At 58.4% G+C, this 18,721-nt stretch carries 17 protein-coding genes; 3 read left to right on the top strand and 14 right to left on the bottom strand.

Features of this window, described 5'->3' with window-relative positions:
• Positions 1-16: 16 nt before the first annotated feature.
• The 14 genes from AC2A6O_RS16510 to AC2A6O_RS16445 all read right to left on the bottom strand — a co-directional run bounded on the left by AC2A6O_RS16510 (position 17) and on the right by AC2A6O_RS16445 (position 15,203).
• Entirely contained in the window at positions 17-802 is a 786-nt protein-coding gene (locus tag AC2A6O_RS16510; protein ID WP_498928650.1) for a carnitinyl-CoA dehydratase, read from the bottom strand.
• A complete protein-coding gene (locus AC2A6O_RS16505; protein WP_498928648.1) occupies positions 799-2,850 on the bottom strand; it encodes an acetate--CoA ligase family protein in 2,052 nt (683 codons plus the stop codon). Before AC2A6O_RS16505 ends, AC2A6O_RS16510 begins: the two co-directional genes overlap by 4 nt.
• A gap of 3 nt (positions 2,851-2,853) precedes the next feature.
• Positions 2,854-4,014: an acyl-CoA dehydrogenase family protein gene (locus AC2A6O_RS16500; RefSeq protein WP_498928646.1), complete on the bottom strand. Its 1,161-nt coding sequence runs from the start codon at positions 4,012-4,014 to the stop codon at positions 2,854-2,856.
• 401 nt (positions 4,015-4,415) lie between these two features.
• Complete coding sequence (locus AC2A6O_RS16495) at positions 4,416-5,306, bottom strand: LysR substrate-binding domain-containing protein (protein ID WP_498928764.1); 891 nt, start codon at positions 5,304-5,306, stop codon at positions 4,416-4,418.
• A 186-nt stretch (positions 5,307-5,492) separates the two neighbouring features.
• A complete protein-coding gene (locus tag AC2A6O_RS16490; protein WP_498928644.1) occupies positions 5,493-6,167 on the bottom strand; it encodes a DUF1028 domain-containing protein in 675 nt (224 codons plus the stop codon).
• Between the two features lie 27 nt (positions 6,168-6,194).
• Complete coding sequence (locus AC2A6O_RS16485) at positions 6,195-6,611, bottom strand: RidA family protein (protein ID WP_498928642.1); 417 nt, start codon at positions 6,609-6,611, stop codon at positions 6,195-6,197.
• Positions 6,612-6,643: 32 nt separating this feature from the next.
• Positions 6,644-7,894 (bottom strand): flavin-containing monooxygenase, encoded by a 1,251-nt coding sequence (locus AC2A6O_RS16480; RefSeq protein WP_498928640.1) that lies wholly within the window; start codon positions 7,892-7,894, stop codon positions 6,644-6,646.
• A 48-nt stretch (positions 7,895-7,942) separates the two neighbouring features.
• A complete protein-coding gene (gene argE / locus AC2A6O_RS16475) occupies positions 7,943-9,094 on the bottom strand; it encodes an acetylornithine deacetylase (RefSeq protein ID WP_498928638.1) in 1,152 nt (383 codons plus the stop codon).
• 75 nt (positions 9,095-9,169) lie between these two features.
• Positions 9,170-10,534, bottom strand: coding sequence for an aminotransferase class III-fold pyridoxal phosphate-dependent enzyme (locus tag AC2A6O_RS16470; RefSeq protein WP_498928636.1), 1,365 nt, complete (start codon positions 10,532-10,534; stop codon positions 9,170-9,172).
• Positions 10,531-11,307, bottom strand: a complete 777-nt coding sequence (locus AC2A6O_RS16465) for a carbon-nitrogen hydrolase family protein (RefSeq protein WP_498928634.1) — start codon at positions 11,305-11,307, stop codon at positions 10,531-10,533. The genes AC2A6O_RS16470 and AC2A6O_RS16465 overlap by 4 nt, the downstream gene beginning before the upstream one ends.
• A gap of 20 nt (positions 11,308-11,327) precedes the next feature.
• Positions 11,328-12,356, bottom strand: coding sequence for an extracellular solute-binding protein (locus AC2A6O_RS16460; protein ID WP_148583776.1), 1,029 nt, complete (start codon positions 12,354-12,356; stop codon positions 11,328-11,330).
• Positions 12,357-12,397: 41 nt separating this feature from the next.
• On the bottom strand, positions 12,398-13,207 hold the full coding sequence (locus AC2A6O_RS16455; protein ID WP_148583775.1) for an ABC transporter permease: 810 nt from the start codon (positions 13,205-13,207) through the stop codon (positions 12,398-12,400).
• Positions 13,207-14,130, bottom strand: coding sequence for an ABC transporter permease (locus AC2A6O_RS16450; RefSeq protein WP_148583774.1), 924 nt, complete (start codon positions 14,128-14,130; stop codon positions 13,207-13,209). Before AC2A6O_RS16450 ends, AC2A6O_RS16455 begins: the two co-directional genes overlap by 1 nt.
• Entirely contained in the window at positions 14,130-15,203 is a 1,074-nt protein-coding gene (locus AC2A6O_RS16445; protein ID WP_498928631.1) for an ABC transporter ATP-binding protein, read from the bottom strand. Before AC2A6O_RS16445 ends, AC2A6O_RS16450 begins: the two co-directional genes overlap by 1 nt.
• An 87-nt stretch (positions 15,204-15,290) precedes the next feature.
• On the opposite strand from AC2A6O_RS16445, the gene AC2A6O_RS16440 reads away from it, so the two are divergent.
• The 3 genes from AC2A6O_RS16440 to AC2A6O_RS16430 all read left to right on the top strand — a co-directional run bounded on the left by AC2A6O_RS16440 (position 15,291) and on the right by AC2A6O_RS16430 (position 18,482).
• Complete coding sequence (locus AC2A6O_RS16440; RefSeq protein ID WP_148583772.1) at positions 15,291-16,088, top strand: helix-turn-helix transcriptional regulator; 798 nt, start codon at positions 15,291-15,293, stop codon at positions 16,086-16,088.
• 192 nt (positions 16,089-16,280) lie between these two features.
• Positions 16,281-17,705: an alkaline phosphatase D family protein gene (locus AC2A6O_RS16435; RefSeq protein ID WP_498928629.1), complete on the top strand. Its 1,425-nt coding sequence runs from the start codon at positions 16,281-16,283 to the stop codon at positions 17,703-17,705.
• 21 nt (positions 17,706-17,726) lie between these two features.
• On the top strand, positions 17,727-18,482 hold the full coding sequence (locus AC2A6O_RS16430) for a hypothetical protein (RefSeq protein ID WP_498928627.1): 756 nt from the start codon (positions 17,727-17,729) through the stop codon (positions 18,480-18,482).
• The last annotated feature ends 239 nt before the right edge of the window (positions 18,483-18,721 follow it).

The following is an 18,721-nucleotide window of genomic DNA, read 5'->3' as shown; positions in this document are numbered from 1 at the left end:
TTGTCGTCTTGTCGTGTTACCGGCCCTTCCAGACCGGGTCGCGTTTTTCGGCAAAGGCGCGGGCGCCCTCCTGCTGATCCTCGGACCGATAAAGCCGTTCGACGGTTTCAAACTGGCTGCGGGTGATCCGGTTGAGCGCATCCTGGAACTTCATATCCTCGGCCTCCCGGACGACTTCCTTGATGGCGGCAAAAACCAGCGGGGGTCCCTTGGCCAATTCGTCTGCCATCTTGCGCGCCTCGTTCATCAGGTCGGCGGAAGGAACGATCCGGTTGACGAGGCCCCAGCGATTGGCTTCCTCCACATCGAACCAGCGACCGGTGAACAACAGCTCCATCGCGATGTGATACGGAATGCGCTTGGGCAGCTTGATCGTTGCAGCATCCGCCACGGTGCCGGAGCGGATTTCCGGCAGGGCGAAGGTGGCATGTTCCGCCGCCAAGATGATGTCGGCGGATATCGCCAGCTCCAGCCCGCCTCCGCAGGCGATGCCATTGACGGCGGCAATCACCGGCTTGTTCAGACCGCGCAGTTCCTGCAAGCCGCCGAAGCCGCCTTTTCCGTAGTCGGCATCGGCCGCTTCGCCGTCAGCCGCGGCCTTCAGGTCCCAGCCGGGGCAGAAGAACTTTTCACCCTGCCCGGTGATGATGGCCACCCGCAGCTCGGGGTCGTCCCGAAACCGGGTAAAGATTTCGCCCAGCTCCTGGCTTGTGGCCATGTCGATGGCATTGGCCTTGGGGCGGTTCAGAGTGACTTCCAGCACCGCTCCACGGCGCTCGGTCAATACGTTTGCAAAAGTCATGCTCGTTCATCCATTCTGATGAGCGCGTCTGCTGCGATGGCGCCGGTGGCGCGGCAGATCAGCGGGTTGATTTCGACTTCGTGCAGGGCGTCCGCGTGCGTGCGGACCAGATCCTGCAGGGCCATGACTGTATCCAGGACGGCATCCAGATCGGCCGCCGGCCGGCCACGATAACCGCTCAACAAGGCACTTGTTCTGAGGCTGAGGAGTGCTTCATGCACCTCTTCCCGGGAGGACGGCACGAGAACCGAGACCGTGTCCCGGATCAGTTCTGTCAATATGCCGCCAAGCCCCAGGGTCAGCACGAAACCATGAGCCGGATCGCGGGTCACCCCGACAATGAGCTCGGCCAGAGAACCGGTGATCATCTCCTCGACCAGAAAACGCGCCGCAGGCATTGCAGCCGCGGCCTCGGTCACGGCTCCGGCGCCGGACAGATTCAGGACAACGGCACCGGCTTCGGTCTTGTGAGCGATGCCCTCGCCTTTCAGTACAACCGGAAAGCCGATCCGCGCAGCACTCTCGCCAGCCTGTTCAGGCCCATTTGCACGGGTGGACCGGGGCACGCGAACCCCGAACCCGGACAGAAGCTCCTTGGCTTCCGCCTCGGAGTAAACGCGCGCGTCGCCCTGCCCGCTTCGGGGCTGTATCACCTGCGGGGGGCGGGTGTTCGCGTTTCCGGCAAGGCCGGCCTGAGCAGCCGCACGAATGGCTCTGAGTGCGTCTCCCATGCCGCAGAGCGGTGTGATGCCAAGCCCGATGGCCCGGCGGGCGATGGGTTCAGGCAAGCCTTCGGACAGCAGCGAGATCAAGGCCATGGGTGTGCCGGTGACTTCACGGGTGCGGGCAACCGCCCGCAGCACCTGATCGTAGTCCGGCGCCTCGAAGCGATCATCGCGCGGATAATCCAGAACCACGCACCCAAGGCCCATGTCAGCGCTGCAAAGGGCGATGAAAGTCGCCGCCAATGCGTCCTCGTCGCCCCAGATATAGGTGTTGTAATCCAAAGGGTTCGCCAGCGCGACCTTGGGGCCGAGCGCCGCTCTGAGACCGGACCTCTGGTCTTCGGTCAGGGCGGGAAAGGAAACGCCGGCGATTTCTCCCATATCCGCCATCAGGGACGCTTCGCCGCCGGAACAGGAGGCAGACGCAATCCGGCTGGACCTCAGCCCTCCGGTGACGTGCAAGAGCTTCAGCGTCTCGATCAGTTCCGTTGGCGTATCCACCTGGGCAATACCCAGCCGCTTGAGAAGCGCCACCGCGCCGGCATTGCTGCCGGTCAGAGAAGCCGTGTGTGAGACCGCTGCCGCCTGCGCCTGTTCGGAGGACCCCACCCGCAGGGCAACGATTGGCTTTCGCAGCTCCGCCGCCCGGGCAGCAAGTGCCTCGAAAGCCGCAAGGTCGCTGATACCCTCGATATGAAGCCCCAGCGCGGTGATACGCGGATCTTCCAGCAACGCGCTTCCAAGGTGACCGATCGACAATTGCGCCTGATTGCCTGCCGCAAGCACTGCGGCAAGAGGCAGGCCGCGGCGCTGCATGGTCAGATTGATCAGGACGTTCGAGGATTGGCCGATCACGGCCACGCCGGTCTCCACCGGGTCGAGCCCATGACGGTCGGGCCACAGGGACACACCGTCAAGGGCATTGACCATGCCGTAGCAATTCGGGCCGAGCACAAGCATGTCGCCCGCGGCTTCGACAAGACGGGCCTGCAACTCGCCGCCGTCGGACAACTCGGATACAGCTTCGCTGAAGCCTGCCGCAAAACAGACCGCGCCGCCACAGCCAAGGGCGGAGAGTTCTGCGGCCACGTGGACTGTCAGTTCCCGGTTGACCCCGATAAAGGCGGCATCCGGAACACCGGGAAGCGAAGCCAGATCCGGATAGGCCGGCAGGCCCCCGACAGCGGGCTTTTTCGGGTGTACTGGCCAGATCTCTCCGACGAAACCGGTCGCACGGCACTGCCGCACGACGCTCTCACACCACGTTCCGCCACCGATCACGACGATGGCTTTGGGAGAAAAGAAGCGGCGGAAACTCGCCATAAATCAGGCCCCCAGCGGCCGGAAGAGCTCCCGGCTGATGATGTGGCGCTGGATTTCCGATGTGCCGTCCCAAATGCGTTCAACACGGGCATCGCGCCAGAACCGTTCGATCGGCAGCTCATCCATGAGCCCCATGCCCCCATGAATCTGCAGGGCAGCATCGGTTACGCGCGCCAGCATTTCCGACGCATAGACCTTGGCAGACGCGATCTCACGGTTGGCAGGCAGCCCCTGGTCGAGACGCCATGCGGCCGAGAGCGTGAGAAGGTCGGCGGCATCGATTTCGGTAATCATGTCGGCAATCTGGAAGCTGACCCCCTGGAACTTGCCGATGGGCTGTCCGAACTGCTGACGCTCTGCCGCGTAGTTCAAGGCATGCTCGAATACCCGGCGTGCACGGCCCACGGAATTTGTCGCGACGGTGATGCGCGTGGCATAAAGCCATTCATTCATCACGTCGAAGCCGCCATCAACTTCGCCAAGCACCTGTGCATCCGACAGGCGGCAGTTGTTGAAGTAGAGGATGGAATTCTTGTAGCCGCGGTGCGAGACCGAATTGTAGCCCCTCGCGATTTCGAAGCCCGGTGTCCCTCGATCAACGAGGAAGCAGGTGATCCGCTTTTTCGGACCGCGCGGTGTTTCATCGACACCGGTCGCCACGAAGACGATGACGAAATCCGCATGTTCCGCCCCGGAAATGAAGTGCTTCGAGCCGTTGACGACCCAGTCGCCGCCATCACGCACGGCCATGCATTTCATGCCGCGCACGTCCGATCCCGCATCCGGTTCGGTCATGGCAAGCGCATCCATCTTTTCCCCGCGAACCGCCGGCATCAGATAGCGCTCGACCTGATCGCCCTTGCAGGCCATCAGGATGTTCTGCGGGCGGCCAAAGAAGTGGGTGAGTGCCATGGAGCCACGGCCCAGTTCTCGCTCGACCAGCGCAAACTCAAGATGGCTCAGGCCAGGGCCGCCGACACTTTCAGGAAAGTTCGACGCATAGAAGCCCAGGTCGATGACCTTCTGCTTGATTTCCTGAGCGATCTCAGCCGGCACTTCACCGGTGCGCTCTACTTCGGCTTCGTGCGGATAAATCTCTTTTTCCACGAAACTGCGAACGGTGGAGACGATCATCTCCTGTTCTTCGGTCAGACCAAAATGCATCGGGCACCCTTTTTGGTTCAGTCTTGAATTTTTTTGGCGAGCGTGACAGCACAGGGGTCGCGCAGCCGGTTCAAAAGCAGGTCAACCGGCCCAGCGCACCCGGCGCATCAACACCTTGAGCGGAAACGCGGCGTTCTGGCGGGACCGTGAAGTGGGGAAACAGCGCATTGCGGTGACAGACGCAGCAGCAGCGCAAACTCAGCTTCGGCCATGTTCAGAGACATTTTTGTCTGGCGCACTGAACGCACTGGACGTCTTGGCGACCAAACCTGCTTTGGTCCGCGCGGTGCTTGCCAAATTCGCTGCGCCTTTCCGATCGTGTAACTCTCGACACGAAGTTAGAAAGGAGATGTGGTCCGCCGCAAATGAAACTTATTGGGAGTGCCGACAAACAAAATTTGTCACGCCTCGCTCTTGGGGCGAAACCGGCTAATATCCAGACGCGTCTTCAACCACTTATGAAATTCGACAACAATCGGGTTTTCGAAATTCTCTTCCGGCGTACAAATGAAGTAACCCGTGTCAGTGTGCAGCGACTGGGCAAACGGGCGCATGAGTCTGCCTTCCTGCAACTCCTTGTGCCACAAGACCGTGTCACCGATTGCGATACCCTCACCCGCAAGAATGGCTGTGAGGACGATATTCATGTCCGAGTAGCAAATGCCGCGATGCGCATCTTTTGCCGGCAGGCCGGACAATTGCATCCAGTCTTCCCAGTCTGAGAAATCGAGCATATGCAGCAAGGTCGCGTTCTTCAAAATGCCGAGGTCGTTGAAGGTGTTGAACCGGCTGAGGTAGGCCGGGCTGCATAGCGGTGTAAAATCGACCGACATCATCGGCTCGATCAGGACATTGGCGCGCGCCTCTTTTCCGAAGGTGATGAAGGTATCGACCTCCGGATTGGCAGTGCTGGCGTGGTTCTGCGAGCTGATGACATTCGCGATCACTTCCGGGTTCTGTGCCAGAAAGTCCCCTATGTGCAGACATAGCCAGGCCGCGACGAAGCCGGGTGGCGCGCTGATGGTCAATCGCCCCGTCAGCCCGTTTTCCGAGGCACGAGCCGTCGATGTGGCAATCATGCTGAGAGCGCGGCGCACCTCCTCGGCATAGGCCATGGCGCGCGGTGTGATCTCGGTCTGGTTGCCGTTGCGCACGATGATCTTGAAGCCAAGATCACGCTCCAGAAGCCGGAGCTGATGGCTGATCGCGCTGCGGGTGACATTCAGCTCCGCGGCGGCACGCCATAGCGCACCATTGCGCGCCACGCTCTCTATTGCCCTGAGGGCCTGGATCGACGGAAAACGGTTGATGGTGTCCTCACAGACAGAACGGGCTTCCTGCGCTGAGTATCTTAGCGCGGTTGGACGATCAAGCCAGCCGCGACGCTTACAAGAGCGGCCGTTGCAGCTTCAAGACGTCCAAGCTCGCCAACGGAACCGGCACCGGGAAAGCCTCCCCTCCCCTCTGAAGGTCCGATGTTACTCGTCACCCGGAACACCGTAACTGGGGGCCGCGGTCGGATCGAGCGCGCGTGTCACATAGTCCTCAAGTTGCGGCTTGTAGAGACGCCAGAGGTTTCCGAGGGCCTGAATGGGATCTTCTTCGATCCAGTCAACGCGCAAATCGGCAATTGGCCAGCTCACATCGCGAACCATGTAGAGACCGGCGGAATGAACCGGTCCCGCCTCGCCTCCAGCCCTTGTTCCTGCCTCCATGGCAGCAATCAGCCGGTCCCCCAGATCGCCCGTGCCCCCCTCGAAGCCTGCAACCATCGCTGCCGGAACGCCGGTGTTTGCAAGAAGGTTCCCGGCAGCAACACAGTCTCGCCCGGTCGCGGTGGCATTCACACCAAGGGTCTCCCGCCCGGAGTGAACCGCGGCTTTGCCCGTGCTGTCGAGAATGGTGATCTGGCGCCAGTCGGCAGTCGGGTAGTCCTTGAGCAGCGCGGCAAGTGCCGCTTCAGCGCCGAGACCCTGCTCAAGCAGGTCCAGCCCCCGGCTTCCAAGAGACGGATCGGTGATGTTCTGGCTGGCCACGACGCCGACTTTGGCACGTGCATGGGCGCAGCGCGCGGCTACTGCCGGTGACGACGAGGAAATGGCGATGCCCATCGTCCCCGTCTCGGGGCAGCGGGCGGCAATGGAAAAGGTCATCTTGTGTCCTCGATCAAGTCGGCTGGGTCAGGCGTCTGGAATAACGGCGGTGGCGTCGATTTCGACCAGCCATTCGGGACGGGCAAGGGCTGACACCACAATGCCGGTGGAGACCGGAAAGACACCTTTCAACCACTTGCCGACGATGCGATAGACGTCCTCGCGATACCGCGGATCGATGAGGTAGATGGTGATCTTGGTGATGTGATCCAACTCGGACCCGGCTTCCTCGAGAAGCATCTTGATGTTGGCCATCGCCTGTTCTGTCTGGGCTTTCACGTCACCGACGCCAACATTCCTGGAGGTGTCGAGGTCCTGACCGATCTGTCCACGGACGAACACCATGGTGCCCCTGGCCACAACGACCTGACACAGGTCGTTGTCCAGGTTCTGTTCCGGGTATGTGTCCTTGGTATTGAATTTGCGGATGCGGGTGTGGGCCATTGCGGGCTCCATGTTCGAAGAGATGGAAAAAGCTATTGGGCTGCAGGTTCGAAAAACCGGTAGTTTCGCTGTTTGACAATATGATCGGTCAAGTATTTGGCGTCATACCAGACACCCCAGATAAAGGATGAGCCGCGCCGTGTCTGCCACGGCAGGCCCAGAAAATAGACGCCAGGAACGGTGGAGACGCCACGCTGATGGACCGGTGCACCGGTTTCATCGAAGGCATCCACTTTCAGCCAACCGTAGTCCCGGACAAACCCGGTCGCCCAGATAACGGTGGTGATGCCAGCCTCTTTCAGATTCAGTTCAAGAAGAGGGTTCGCCACGCACTCCGGATCAGGACCGATGATTTTGGCTTCCGGCTCGGGCGGTAAATCGAGACCGTAGGCGTCGACATAAGCATCGGCTTCCTCCAGCAGCGACAGGTAGTTCTCATCACCTGCGTTGATGTTTTCAGCAAGGTCGTCGGAAAAGGTCAATACACCGTTCTCGCAAGCACCGGTCATACCAAGCAGCGTCATGCCGCGATCCGCGAGCTTGCGGAAGTCGATCGTATGTCCGCCATTGGCGCCGGAAACGGCTATGGTGACATGTTCGGAACCTGGAACGAACTCGGCGTCCCATTTGTTCAGAACACCAAGCCACCAGCAGAAATCCCGGCCGCGATAGGAACGTGGGGGCCTATTGTGGGACCCGACGGAAAGATAGGTTTTGCGACCGGAGTTCATCAGTTCTTCCGCAATCTGAACGCCGGAGGAGCCTGCTCCGACAACGAGCACCGCCCCGTCTGCCAACTGTTCTGGATTGCGGTAGGCCGTAGAGTGGATCTGCGTAAGCCCTGGCATGTCGGGGATCAGTTTGGGGAAGACCGGGACCTGGAAGGCACCGGTTGCCGCGATCACCGTGTCAGCCTCTATGACGCCTTCCGAGGTTTCAGCGCGGAAACCGTGGCGGCGTTCGAGAGGGGTTACACTTGTCACCTCGACACCGGTTCTGACCGGCGCGTTGATCTTCCTTACGTAAGCCTCGAAATAGTCTGCCACGGCTTCTTTGGGGACAAAGGCGTCCGGGTCGCCGTCGAAGGTGAGGCCTGGAAAGCGGTCGTGCCAGGCAGGGCCGTTGGCGACCAGAGAATCCCAGCGTTCGGAACGCCAGCGTTCGGCTATCCGCTTTTTCTCCAGCACAAGATGGGACAGTCCGGCAAGGCCGAGATGCTCACTCATCGCGATGCCCGCCTGTCCACCGCCTACCACCAGTGCATCCACCTTCTCGATCGTCATCTTTGGTCAGGTCCTCTCAGGATTATCTTTTCATGCGGTTATGGCCGGTCACCCGGCTTGTGTCTCCACCAGCCGCGCCAGCATCTGCCGGCAGCGCGCCATCTGGTCTCGGGCAATAAATTCGTCGGCCTTGTGCCCCTGGTCCATTGATCCTGGTCCGCAAACGACCACAGGCACGCCGAAATGCTGCTGGAACAGCCCGCCTTCCGTGCCGAAAGCAACCTTCAAGGGGGCGTTGCTTCCGGAAAGTGCACGCGCGCCGGAAACCTGCGGACTGTCGCTTTTGGTTTCCAGCCCCGGATAGGTGTTCAGAACGTCTATCCGGATCCGGGCTTCAGGGAACCGCTGTTTCAGGCCACGTTCCTGATGAGCGGCCTTTTCAAGCAATCGATCCAGAAAGGTCTCCGCATCTTCTTCGGCAACATTGCGAATTTCAAAATCGAGCACACAGGTATCCGGCACGATGTTCAAAGCCGTGCCCCCCTTCAGGATGCCCGCATGCAAGGTGGTGTAAGGTATGTCGAAGGCCTGATCCCGCGCCCCTTTTTCCTGGGTCTCTTCCTGAAGGGTCCGGATCTCCGACAGGAAATCCGCAGCCATGTGAAGCGCGTTCAGCCCAGTGGGTGCCAGGGCCGAATGAACAGTGTGTCCGCAGCAGGTCGCACGCGCAGCCAGTTTGCCTTTATGGCCGGTCGCAACTCGCATCGAGGTCGGCTCGCCGATCATTACCCAGTCAGGTTTCAGCCCGGCTTTTGCCAGATCCTCCAGCATGGGCCGCACGCCGACGCAGCCGATTTCCTCATCATAGGACAAAGCAAGGTGCACCGGGGTGTGGAGCGGTTTGTGAACTGCCCCGAGAACGGCCTCGATGGCACAGGCAACAAAGCCCTTCATGTCGGCAGTGCCGCGGCCATAAAGAAGGCCGTCCCGTTCGTGCAGGCAAAAGGCATCACTGGTCCAGCTTTGGCCCTCCACGGGCACGACATCGGTGTGCCCTGAAAGCACGACCCCGCCCGGGCCCTCCGGGCCAACGGTCGCAAACAGGTTGGCTCGGTCACCGCTTTCCGAAGGCAAAAGCCTGGACCTGATCCCAGCCTGGCTGAGCAACTCGTGCACCCATCTGATCAGGTCGATATTTCCATCCCGGCTCACGGTTGGAAAGGCGATGAGTTTTTCAAGCAATGCGTAGGCGTTGGACATGAGGCGAAACTTGCAGACAATCCTACTTTGAACGATGCGGGGCACCCATGTTCAGGGTGCCCCGGCGCGAAGGTGTCACAAGTTTCGACTTACGTCTTCAATACTTTCACGCAAGATGTCGCCAATCTGGCCGATTTGTCCTTCGGTCAGAATGAGTGTCGGCGAGAGGATCAGAATATTGCCGAGCGGGCGGGCTATCAGGCCGCGTTTCTGGGCGGCACGGGCGAGTTTCAGCCCGATGGCATCCTCCGGAGAGAACCCCTCCTTGGTCTCCTTGTCCCTGACGAACTCCAGACCCATCATGAAGTGGCTGCCCCGGACTTCGCCAACGATATCGAGATCCGCGAGGCCGCGCAGGGTGTTCTCGAACAGCTTGCCGGTCGTGCGTGCCTTCTCCGGGATCTGTTCCTTTTCCATCAGCGCGATATTGGCAAGGCCCGCAGCGGCTGCGGCCGGATGACCGGAATACGTCATGCCATGGAGGAACATGCCCCCCGGACGTGAAATGACCTCATGGATTTCGTCGGAGACAATGGTGGCCGACAGTGGCTGATAGCCGGAGGTCAGTCCCTTTGCCGTGTTGATGATGTCCGGCTCGTGGCCGAAAACATCCTGCGATGCGAAGAAATGGCCAAGGCGGCCAAAGGCGGTCACCACTTCGTCCGCGATGTACTTGATGTCATAGTCCGCGCAGACCTTCGCCATGCGCGCATGATAACCCGCAGGCGGCACGACGACGCCGCCAGCGCCCTGGATAGGCTCGGCAACAAAGGCAGCAATGTTTTCCGCACCCAGACGCTCAATGGTGTCCTTCAGGTCCTCGATAAGCGCATCGCAGAATTCGGCTTCGGTCATACCGTTGCCTTCACGCCAGTAATGCGGGCTTTTGAGGTGGTGAACGAGGCCCTCTACGTGATCCCATCCCTCGGAATAGGCTGGTGTCGTCATTGCGATCGCAAGATGCGTCGAGCCGTGATAGGCCCCGATGCGGCTCAGGATCTTTTTCTTTTTCGGACGCCCCAGACGATTGTTGTAGTGGTGCAGGATGCGTACGGCGCTGTCATTTGCGACGGACCCCGAATTGCCGAAATAGACCTTGTTGAGCTGGCCAGGTGCCAGTTGGGCGAGTTTTTCCGCAAGCGCCGCGGCAGTCGGGTGGGTGAAGTTGTAAAACGTCGAATAAAAGTCCAGTTCACCCAACTGCTTCGTAATGGCGTCGATGATTTCCCGTCGTCCGTGACCGACGTTGGAACACCACAGCCCACCGATACCATCGATAAGCTCGTTGCCTTCGCTGTCACGCACCATGGCACCTTCGGCACCGACGATCACTGTACGGGCACCATCCTGTTTGAGCAGGTTCAAGTCGGCAAAGGACTGAATCAGGTGGGTGTCTGCGGTCAAAACCGCATCTGTGTTGATATCCGTTTTGATGTTCATTGGAAATTTCCCTCCCGATAATCCAGGTCTTGCCGGGACAGAAGGTCCCGCGGGATGTCTGATACTGGTGCGAGATCCGCGACCAGAAGTGTTTCTCCGACCCCAGCGCTTACCAGAAGCTGCGCATCGGGACCGGCAATCAAGGAGTTGCCGCCAAAGGTGAGATCCCCATCGGCCCCGAAGAAATTGGCGTAGGCGATGGTCAGCCCGGTTTCAGCCGCACGCGCTGGCACGAGTGTGTGGGAGACATGCTCGAAACGCTGCGGGTTGGCGGTCGGCACCAGCACCAGGGTAACGCCCTGATCTGCCAGTTGCCGGCAATGCTGCGGAAACTCCACGTCGTAGCAGATGAGAATTGCTGTCTTGCGGCCACAGAACTCGAAGACCGTGTAATGTGTACCGAAGTTGAAACTGGCTTTTTCCATCTCGCCGAAAAGCTGGATCTTTCGATAATGACCAAGCCTTTCGCCGCTGGGGCCGAAGGCGGTTGCGGCGTTATAGACAGCCTCGTCGCAGCGTTCGCTCCAACCGACTGTCAAACCGCAACCGGCTTTCTCAGCCAGTTTCGACAACCGCCCGCACCATTCCCCGCCCAGAGGCTGGGCGAGGGATTTGTGCAGATCGGGGCGGTTATACCCGGGTAGAAAAAGCTCGGGAAAGACGACCATACTGGCGCCTGCCATGGCGGCTGCCGTCAGCTGGGTTTCGAGCCGGTTGAACCCCGCCTCGATGTCCCCGCAGGTGGCAGGTCCCTGATAAAGCGCCAGTTTCATGATCTTCCGATACCTTGTTTCTACTTTTTCAGGTTGGTCCAGATGGCGTCATAGAGAACCTGAACGTCTTCCGGACAGGCCTGTACGAAGACGCCCTTCTGGTCTGCCGGCGGATTGGATTCAGGTGAGTTGGCAACTTCCGGCTTGAGGAATTCGCCAACACCCTTCACGCCCGCGGTGTACTGCGCGTAGTTGGTGACAGCGGCGGCGTTTTCCGGATCCAGCAGGAAGTTCATGAACTTCAGCGCGTTTTCACGGTTGGGGGCGTCCTTCAGAAGAACGACGTTGTCCATCCACACGATCATGCCTTCCTTGGGGAAGACATATTCGATGTTGGCGCCTTCCGCGCGCGCCTTGGCGGAAAAGCCCGACCAGATCATGCCGGCTGCGGCATCGCCGGAAACCAGAACATCCTTGGCAACGTCAGAGCCGAAAGAAGCCCAGTCGCCCTTGGCTTTCTGAACCAGAGCGTTGAGTTCCTTGAGCTGGGACCGGTCGGACGTGCACTGCGGAATGCCGAGGTAAAGCGACGCCAGGGTCAGCGTTTCACCTGCGGTATCCAGCACATTGATCTTGCCCTTCAACTCTGCGGGGGCATCAAAAATCAGGGAAAGGCTGTCGAGTTTGCCCTTGTAGACATCCTTGTTCACCGAGAACGAGGTTGACCCCCACTGATAGGGAATTGAACTCTTGCGGCCCGGATCGAATTCGACGTCCACCCATTTGTCTTCGATGTTGCCGAAGTTGGGCAGTTCGGACGCTTCAAACGTGTCCAGCATGCCTTCGTCGCGCATGATCTTGACCATGTAGTCGCCGGGCACGGCCACGTCGTAGCTACCCAGCTTTCCTGCCTTCAGCGAGGCGAGCAAGGCTTCGTTGCTGTCGAACGTGTCCATGGTGACTTCGACGTCATATTCCTCGGCAAACTTGTCGAGCAGTTCCTGTGGGATGTACTCGAACCAGTGATAGATCGAGAGCTTGCCTTCGGCGTGAGCCCCGGCGGTAAGGGCCAACAGGGCCACGGCGGTTGATGCGAGTAGTTTCCTCATGAATATCTCCACTCTGTCTGGTTGGTTGCTGTTTCAGCTGCTTATGTTTTTTCTTGCCCCATCCGGCCAATCAGCCAGGACAGGGAAACGAAGACCACCGATACGACGAGCATCAGGGTGGAAATGGCCATTATGTTTGGTTTGATGCCCTGCTTGACGGAACCGAAGATGGCTGTCGGCAGGGTCTCGATACCTGCGCCCTTGACGAAGTTCGTAATCAGGAAGTCGTCGAGCGAAATAATGAAGGCGAGCAGGAAGCCGGAGAGAACGCCAGGCGTCATCAGCGGAAGCAGCACCAGTTTGAACGCTTCGCGCGGCGTGGCGTAAAGGTCCATGGCGGCTTGCTCGTACATGTCCGGAATCGATTGCATCCGTGCCGAAATGGGCAGGTAGGCAAATGGAATGCAGAAGACGGTGTGCGCGATAAGGATGGTCGTCAGACCGGTGGTGAATCCGATTGCGGAGAAAAACACCAGGCTTGCCACGGCGGTAACCACTTCCGGCACCATCAGCGGCAGATTGATCAGCGCGAAGGACAGGGTCTTACCCCGGAAACGGCCGGCACGGGTCATGGCGACGGCCGCGAGTGTGGCAACAATGGTTGCAACGATGGAGGCACAAACCGCGATGATTATGGAATTGAGCGCAGCCTGCTGGAACTTCGGTGCTTCCGGCCCGGTGAAAACATCCACATACCAGGCCAGGGAAATGCCGCCCCAATTGGTGATCGAGGTCGACGCGTTGAAGGAATAGACAGCGACGACGATCAGAGGGGCATAAAGCACGAAAAGGCAGATAATCGTGACCGTGAGAAAGCCGGGGAAGCGGCGCAGATTTGTCGAAGCAGCCATCAGCGCGCCTCCGCCTTGTTCTGGTTGCGGGCATAGACCAGCAGAACGCACATCACGATGGTCAGCAGGATCATCGAGGCGGCGGCCCCGAAGGGCCAGTTTCCGGCATTGCCCTTGAACTGTTCCTCGATCAGCGACCCGATCATGAAGGTTTTTGCACCGCCCAGCAGATCCGGCGCCAGAAAGGCCCCGAGGGAGGGAACAAAAACCAGGATGCAGCCCGCGATGATGCCTGGCCTGACGACCGGCAGGATCACCAGCCAAAGGATGGTCCAGGTGCTCGCGTAGAGGTCTGCCGCTGCCTCTGACAGGGAAAAGTCGTAGCGCTCCACCGCCGCATAGATCGGAAGCACCATGAAGGGAAGGTAGGAATAGAACAGGCCGAGCTGCACCGCGAAGTTCGTATTGATAAGGCCGAGCGGCTCATTGATCACGTGGAGCGACAGCAGGAACTCGTTCAGCGGGCCGGTGTCGCGGATCAGAAACTTCATCGAAACTGTCCGGATCAGCAGGTTCACCCAGTAGGGAATGGTGACGAGAAACAGCCAGATCGAACGGGATTCAGGTTTTCTCGTGGCAATGAACCAGGCTGTCGGGAACCCGATCAACAGGCAGGTGATGGTGGCAAGTCCCGCCTGCCAGATGGATCGCCAGAAGATGCCGATATAGGTCCATTCCAGCGTGGGAGGCTCATCGCCGAAGAGGCCGCGATCGAAAAAGAACTGATCGTAGGCGTTGAGCGAGAACTCCCAGATCACGCCACCCCGAAACTCCTTCGTCAGGAAGGAATAGACAGCCATCATCAGGACAGGTGCGAGCAGAAAGATGCCAATGATGACCCAGGAGGGGAACAACAGTTTCCAGCCGCTACCCTTGTAGATATTGGACGTTCCGCCTGCGCCGACGGGCGCTCCGGCCGCCATCAGTCTGCCAGCAGACGCGCTGCGCCTGCTTCCAGTTCGAGGCCGATCACATCACCGGTTTTCGGGAGAAGTGTGCTTTCCGTGTTCTGCAGACGGATACTCATCACTTCGCCGTCGACCAGTTTCACGTGCAGCTGATTGTCAGTGCCGAGATAGGTGTGCCCCGTGACCGTTGCGATCAGGTCTCCGGCGGCCTCCGCACAAATGGAAATACGCTCCGGCCGCACGGACAAGTGCCCTGCCCCCCGTGCTTCGACAGCCGCTGCCGGGCATTCGAAGCGTCGATTTCCAGGTAACAGGACCTTGGCCATGCCGTCATTGACGGACTCGACCTCGACATCCAGCAGGTTCGTCTCCCCGATGAAGTCCGCGACAAAACGGTTGACCGGCGCTTCGTAGATTTCCCGTGGTGGGCCCACTTGCTGCACGCGACCTGAGGACATCACGGCGATCCTGTCCGACATGGTCAGCGCTTCTTCCTGGTCGTGGGTCACGAAGATGAAGGCAATACCGGTTTCCCGCTGAATGGCCTTGAGCTCCATGCGCACGGCCTGACGCAGTTTCAGATCCAGGGCGGAGAGTGGCTCGTCGAGAAGCAGAACTTCCGGTCTTGGGGCAAGCGCCCGGGCAAGCGCAACACGCTGCTGCTGACCGCCGGAAAGCTGGCCCGGTTTTCGAGCGGCAAAGTCCGACAGCTGAACCAGCTCCAGAACGTCCCGCACGCGGCGTTCTGCCTCTTGCCGGTTCCAGCCCTTGCGCAACAGCCCGAACATGACGTTGTCGGTCACACTCATGTGCGGGAACAACGCATATTGCTGGAATACGGTGTTGACCGGTCGCTTGAACGGAGGCTGATCAACCAGATCCTTGCCCTTCAGCCGGATATGGCCTTCCGTAACGTCTTCAAATCCGGCTATCGCGCGCAGCAAGGTTGTCTTGCCGCAGCCTGACGGCCCCAGAAGAGTGAAGAATTCGTTTTCCCGGATATCCAGTGAAACACCGTGAAGGGCTGTCACGCTTCCGTAGCGTTTGACGACTTGTTCGACTGAGACTGCAATCCCGGGACTAGTCATACGCACCTCTTGGTGATACCCCTCAATTTATGAATTTGATCGTAAAAATATAAAATTCGGGGGTATATACCCCCAAAGAGGTATGCGGTGCGTCTTCCCAATTCAGCAGAGAAACTTCTTGGCGACGCCATCGCTTCAATCGGCAGAAACACGTTTGAAAACACGCTCTTTCAATGGCTTAGCCGATGCTACCAAATCGACAATACCACCATGCTCGCCTATTTCCAGGACAGGCAGCCGAAAGTGCTTTTTGCGCAATCGGTTGAAAGACGTGTTCATGAAAAGCTCGACACCGACTATGTATCCGGAATTTATTTGCTTGATCCCTTTCATGCCCTGCACGTGGAGAAAGAGCCGCGCGGCCTTTACCGACTGAAGGACATCGCACCGGACCAGTTTCATCGAAACGAGTATTTCGCGGCTTATTACCAGCGCACGACGCTTATCGACGAAATAGCTTACGTCGCCTACCCGTCCGACGGAGTGTCGGTTCATGTCTGTCTTGGAAGAGATGCCTCATCGGCACGCAAATATTCCAGCCGCGACTTGCTTCTCGCGAGCCAGCTGGCGCCGATCGTATGCAGCCTGATAGAGCAGCACTGGTCCGGTCTTGAGGGGGGTGGAGAGTATTCCGAAGCCGATCTCACCAGCACATTGATCACCGCAGGTGAACAGGAACTGGACGTCAAGCTCAGCCCGCGTCAGGCAGAGGTGGCCCTTTTGATCCTGCGCGGTCATTCCTCGGTTTCAATCGGCTTGAGGCTGGGGATCAGCTTCCAGACGGTTAAGGTCATTCGCAAGCAGCTCTACCGCAAATGCAATATTTCATCACAGGCTGAGCTTTTTTCCTGCTTCATGCCCCTGCTCTCAAAACACGGTTCCTAGGCCAGGTGAAAGACTTCCGAATAACCGTCGGGATAACCGGCCGGCAAAGTGCGCCACCTCACCATATACCCCTCCAATACGACGCGGATCTCATCTTCCGCAGAACATGACGTACGGCTGAATTCACTAAACCCTTGATTGTGGCAACTTGAATTGACTAAACTCTGACCTTCAATTGTTAGGTCTTTGGCCGTGACCAATCTGACGCTGCTCACGCGAACCGCACCGAAAAACAAGATACGCGTATGGTTGTGCGTTGATCATACGGGAGAAGAAGCACCTCCCTTGCAACTGAAGTGGACACTCAACGACCAAGCCGTTGAGCCGACCCCATTGCGCCCGCTTACGCCTGCTCACAGATTTGGCGCTGCCTCGTTCACCGGCGTCTATGAGTTCCCGGTCGAAGGCTCCTTCGGCCCCGTCAATCGGGTTTCAGTTACGACACCGACCCAGTCAACTGAATTAAAGATCAGACATTTCCCGGAAACTCTTTCTCACGATGCCTGGTTTCGAATTCTTCTGGTGTCTTGCTTCCACCAAGCCGAAAACCATCAAGCACTTGTTACGCAAACCTATTTGAACATTCCGACAGCAGAGCGACAGGATCTTTCCCTGTTTATGGGCGACCAGGTCTATCTCGACCTGCCAACACTCAACAATTACCCCGACAACGAAGCCAAATTGGCTGCCAGGTTTGAAAGATATTACAAAACCAACTGGACCACATATTTCGGTCTTGATGCCCTGTTGAAGTCCGCTCCGGCAGTCTTTTGTGCAGATGACCACGAATATTGGAACAATTTCCCGCACCGCTCTCCAATCATTCAGAACTCCTGGAAGAAGAATTCCAGGCAACGCTGGAAGAGCGCCGCAGACCAGCTCTTTGACGCCTTCCAATGCGCAACGCCTGCTAATCGCGGAGACAACATTGAAATTGATGCCAATCCACTCTCGATCATGGTGCTTGATCAGCGCACTCACCGGGCAGAAGACCGTAGCGCGACACTTGCTCCCAGCGGACTTGAGCACCTGAACGATTGGGTGGACCGGTTAATCGACAAAAAGAAAATCGGCGCCGTGGTGACGGGTCAATCGCTCCTGGACAAACCGGTGGGCCAATTTCAAGGTGCCGTTGCAGACTGGCTGCTGTCCAATTACCGCGACTATGAAGGCATCGTTACAGCACTCCAGCGCCTTTCCGACGCCGGCCGCCCCGTATTGCTTCTGACAGGGGATGTACACTGGGGACGCGTTACCAGGATCAAGGAAGCCGGAAGGACCCGGTTCATTGAAATCGTCTGCTCGCCTTCCTCGTTGGTGTCTACCGTCGGCAGCGACCAACTCAAGAACATAGGCGCCGGCTTTCGCAAGTTCTTCAAAGGTGAAGAAGCGCGTTGGCCACGTCATTCAAAAGCGCCCGATGCGGAGCCGTATTTTGCGCAGCAGGTCTTCGGCAAACGCTTCCGAACTGAAGTCCTCTACAAACACCAGGGCGATCAATTCGCCATGCTTGCCCTGCGTAAAGCCGCAAATACGCTCGAAGCCAAAGTTACCTACTACGAAATCCACAAACGCCCGGCCAATCCGAGAGTGGTCCCGCTTGGACTTCTCAGATAACCGGCCTCAGGGAGATTTCAGATGCTGAACATCATTGCCTCTTCGGCCAAGGACCTTAATCCGGAATTCGTGCAGACGGTCAGACATAGAAACGAAGACAACGTTAAGTGGGTCAATAGAAATCTTGAAGATTTGGCAAGCAGAGAGGGCGCAAGCGGCCTGTCCTATCTGGTCCTCATCGGCGGCAAACAGAAGGCCTATTTTCATACACGCGTCGCCCAGGGCCACCTCAGAAACGACATGAGTCCAAGCCACTGGTCACATGTCGTGCTGCTTCAAGGATCCGGCCCGACAAAGAAAGGTGCGATTTGGGAAATCTCTCTGGAGCCGGCAGAGGGATTTGGTTACCCACCCTCCGACAACGCTGTCGAAGAGGCCCACCTTTCCAACTACGCCAGCAAGAACATGTACCCCAACATAGCACTCATGCAGCTTCCGGTGAAACTGAGCGAGATGAAGAAAACCATTCTACAGTTCAAGAAGCAGCGTGTTGACCTGGACTGCGTTGAATTGCTTCTGCTTTGGCTTGGCTACGCCTGGGGTGTCGGCCGGGCAACCAATCCTTTGTTCGACGGCTATGGAATTCCGTCGGCCGCATTCATCGAGGCTCTGTGCTCCGCCAACGGTTACGATCTGACACCTGGCCTGGAGAGCCGTGCCAGTTGTCCAGAAGCAATCTGGCAAGCCGCACGCTGGTGGCACGAATTTCAAGAGAACCAGCAGGACGTTACCCCGATAAAGGGAATGTGGCACACTGAGCATTACCTCGGAAAGTAGTGACCAGCAGACTGCTTTTCTGTGCGAGTGGATCGAAACTGAAGGCTTAAAAGCAGGCTTCCTCAAACGGAAAGACTTTCCCACCTCAGTCTGTTTTTTTGAGGTTCAGCAGGGCTGACCTGCTGCTTGATTGAAGCCAGTTGGCGCCCCCTCCCCTCCCCATTTTCAGATCTCTAGGTGGCTTTAGGTCCTTGACGACCGGCACTTCCTTGCTTTTGTCGCTTGCATTCCGTAAACGT

The organism is Labrenzia sp. ATLA3 (assembly GCF_057180185.1).
This window is presented reverse-complemented; position numbering and strand designations above follow the sequence as displayed.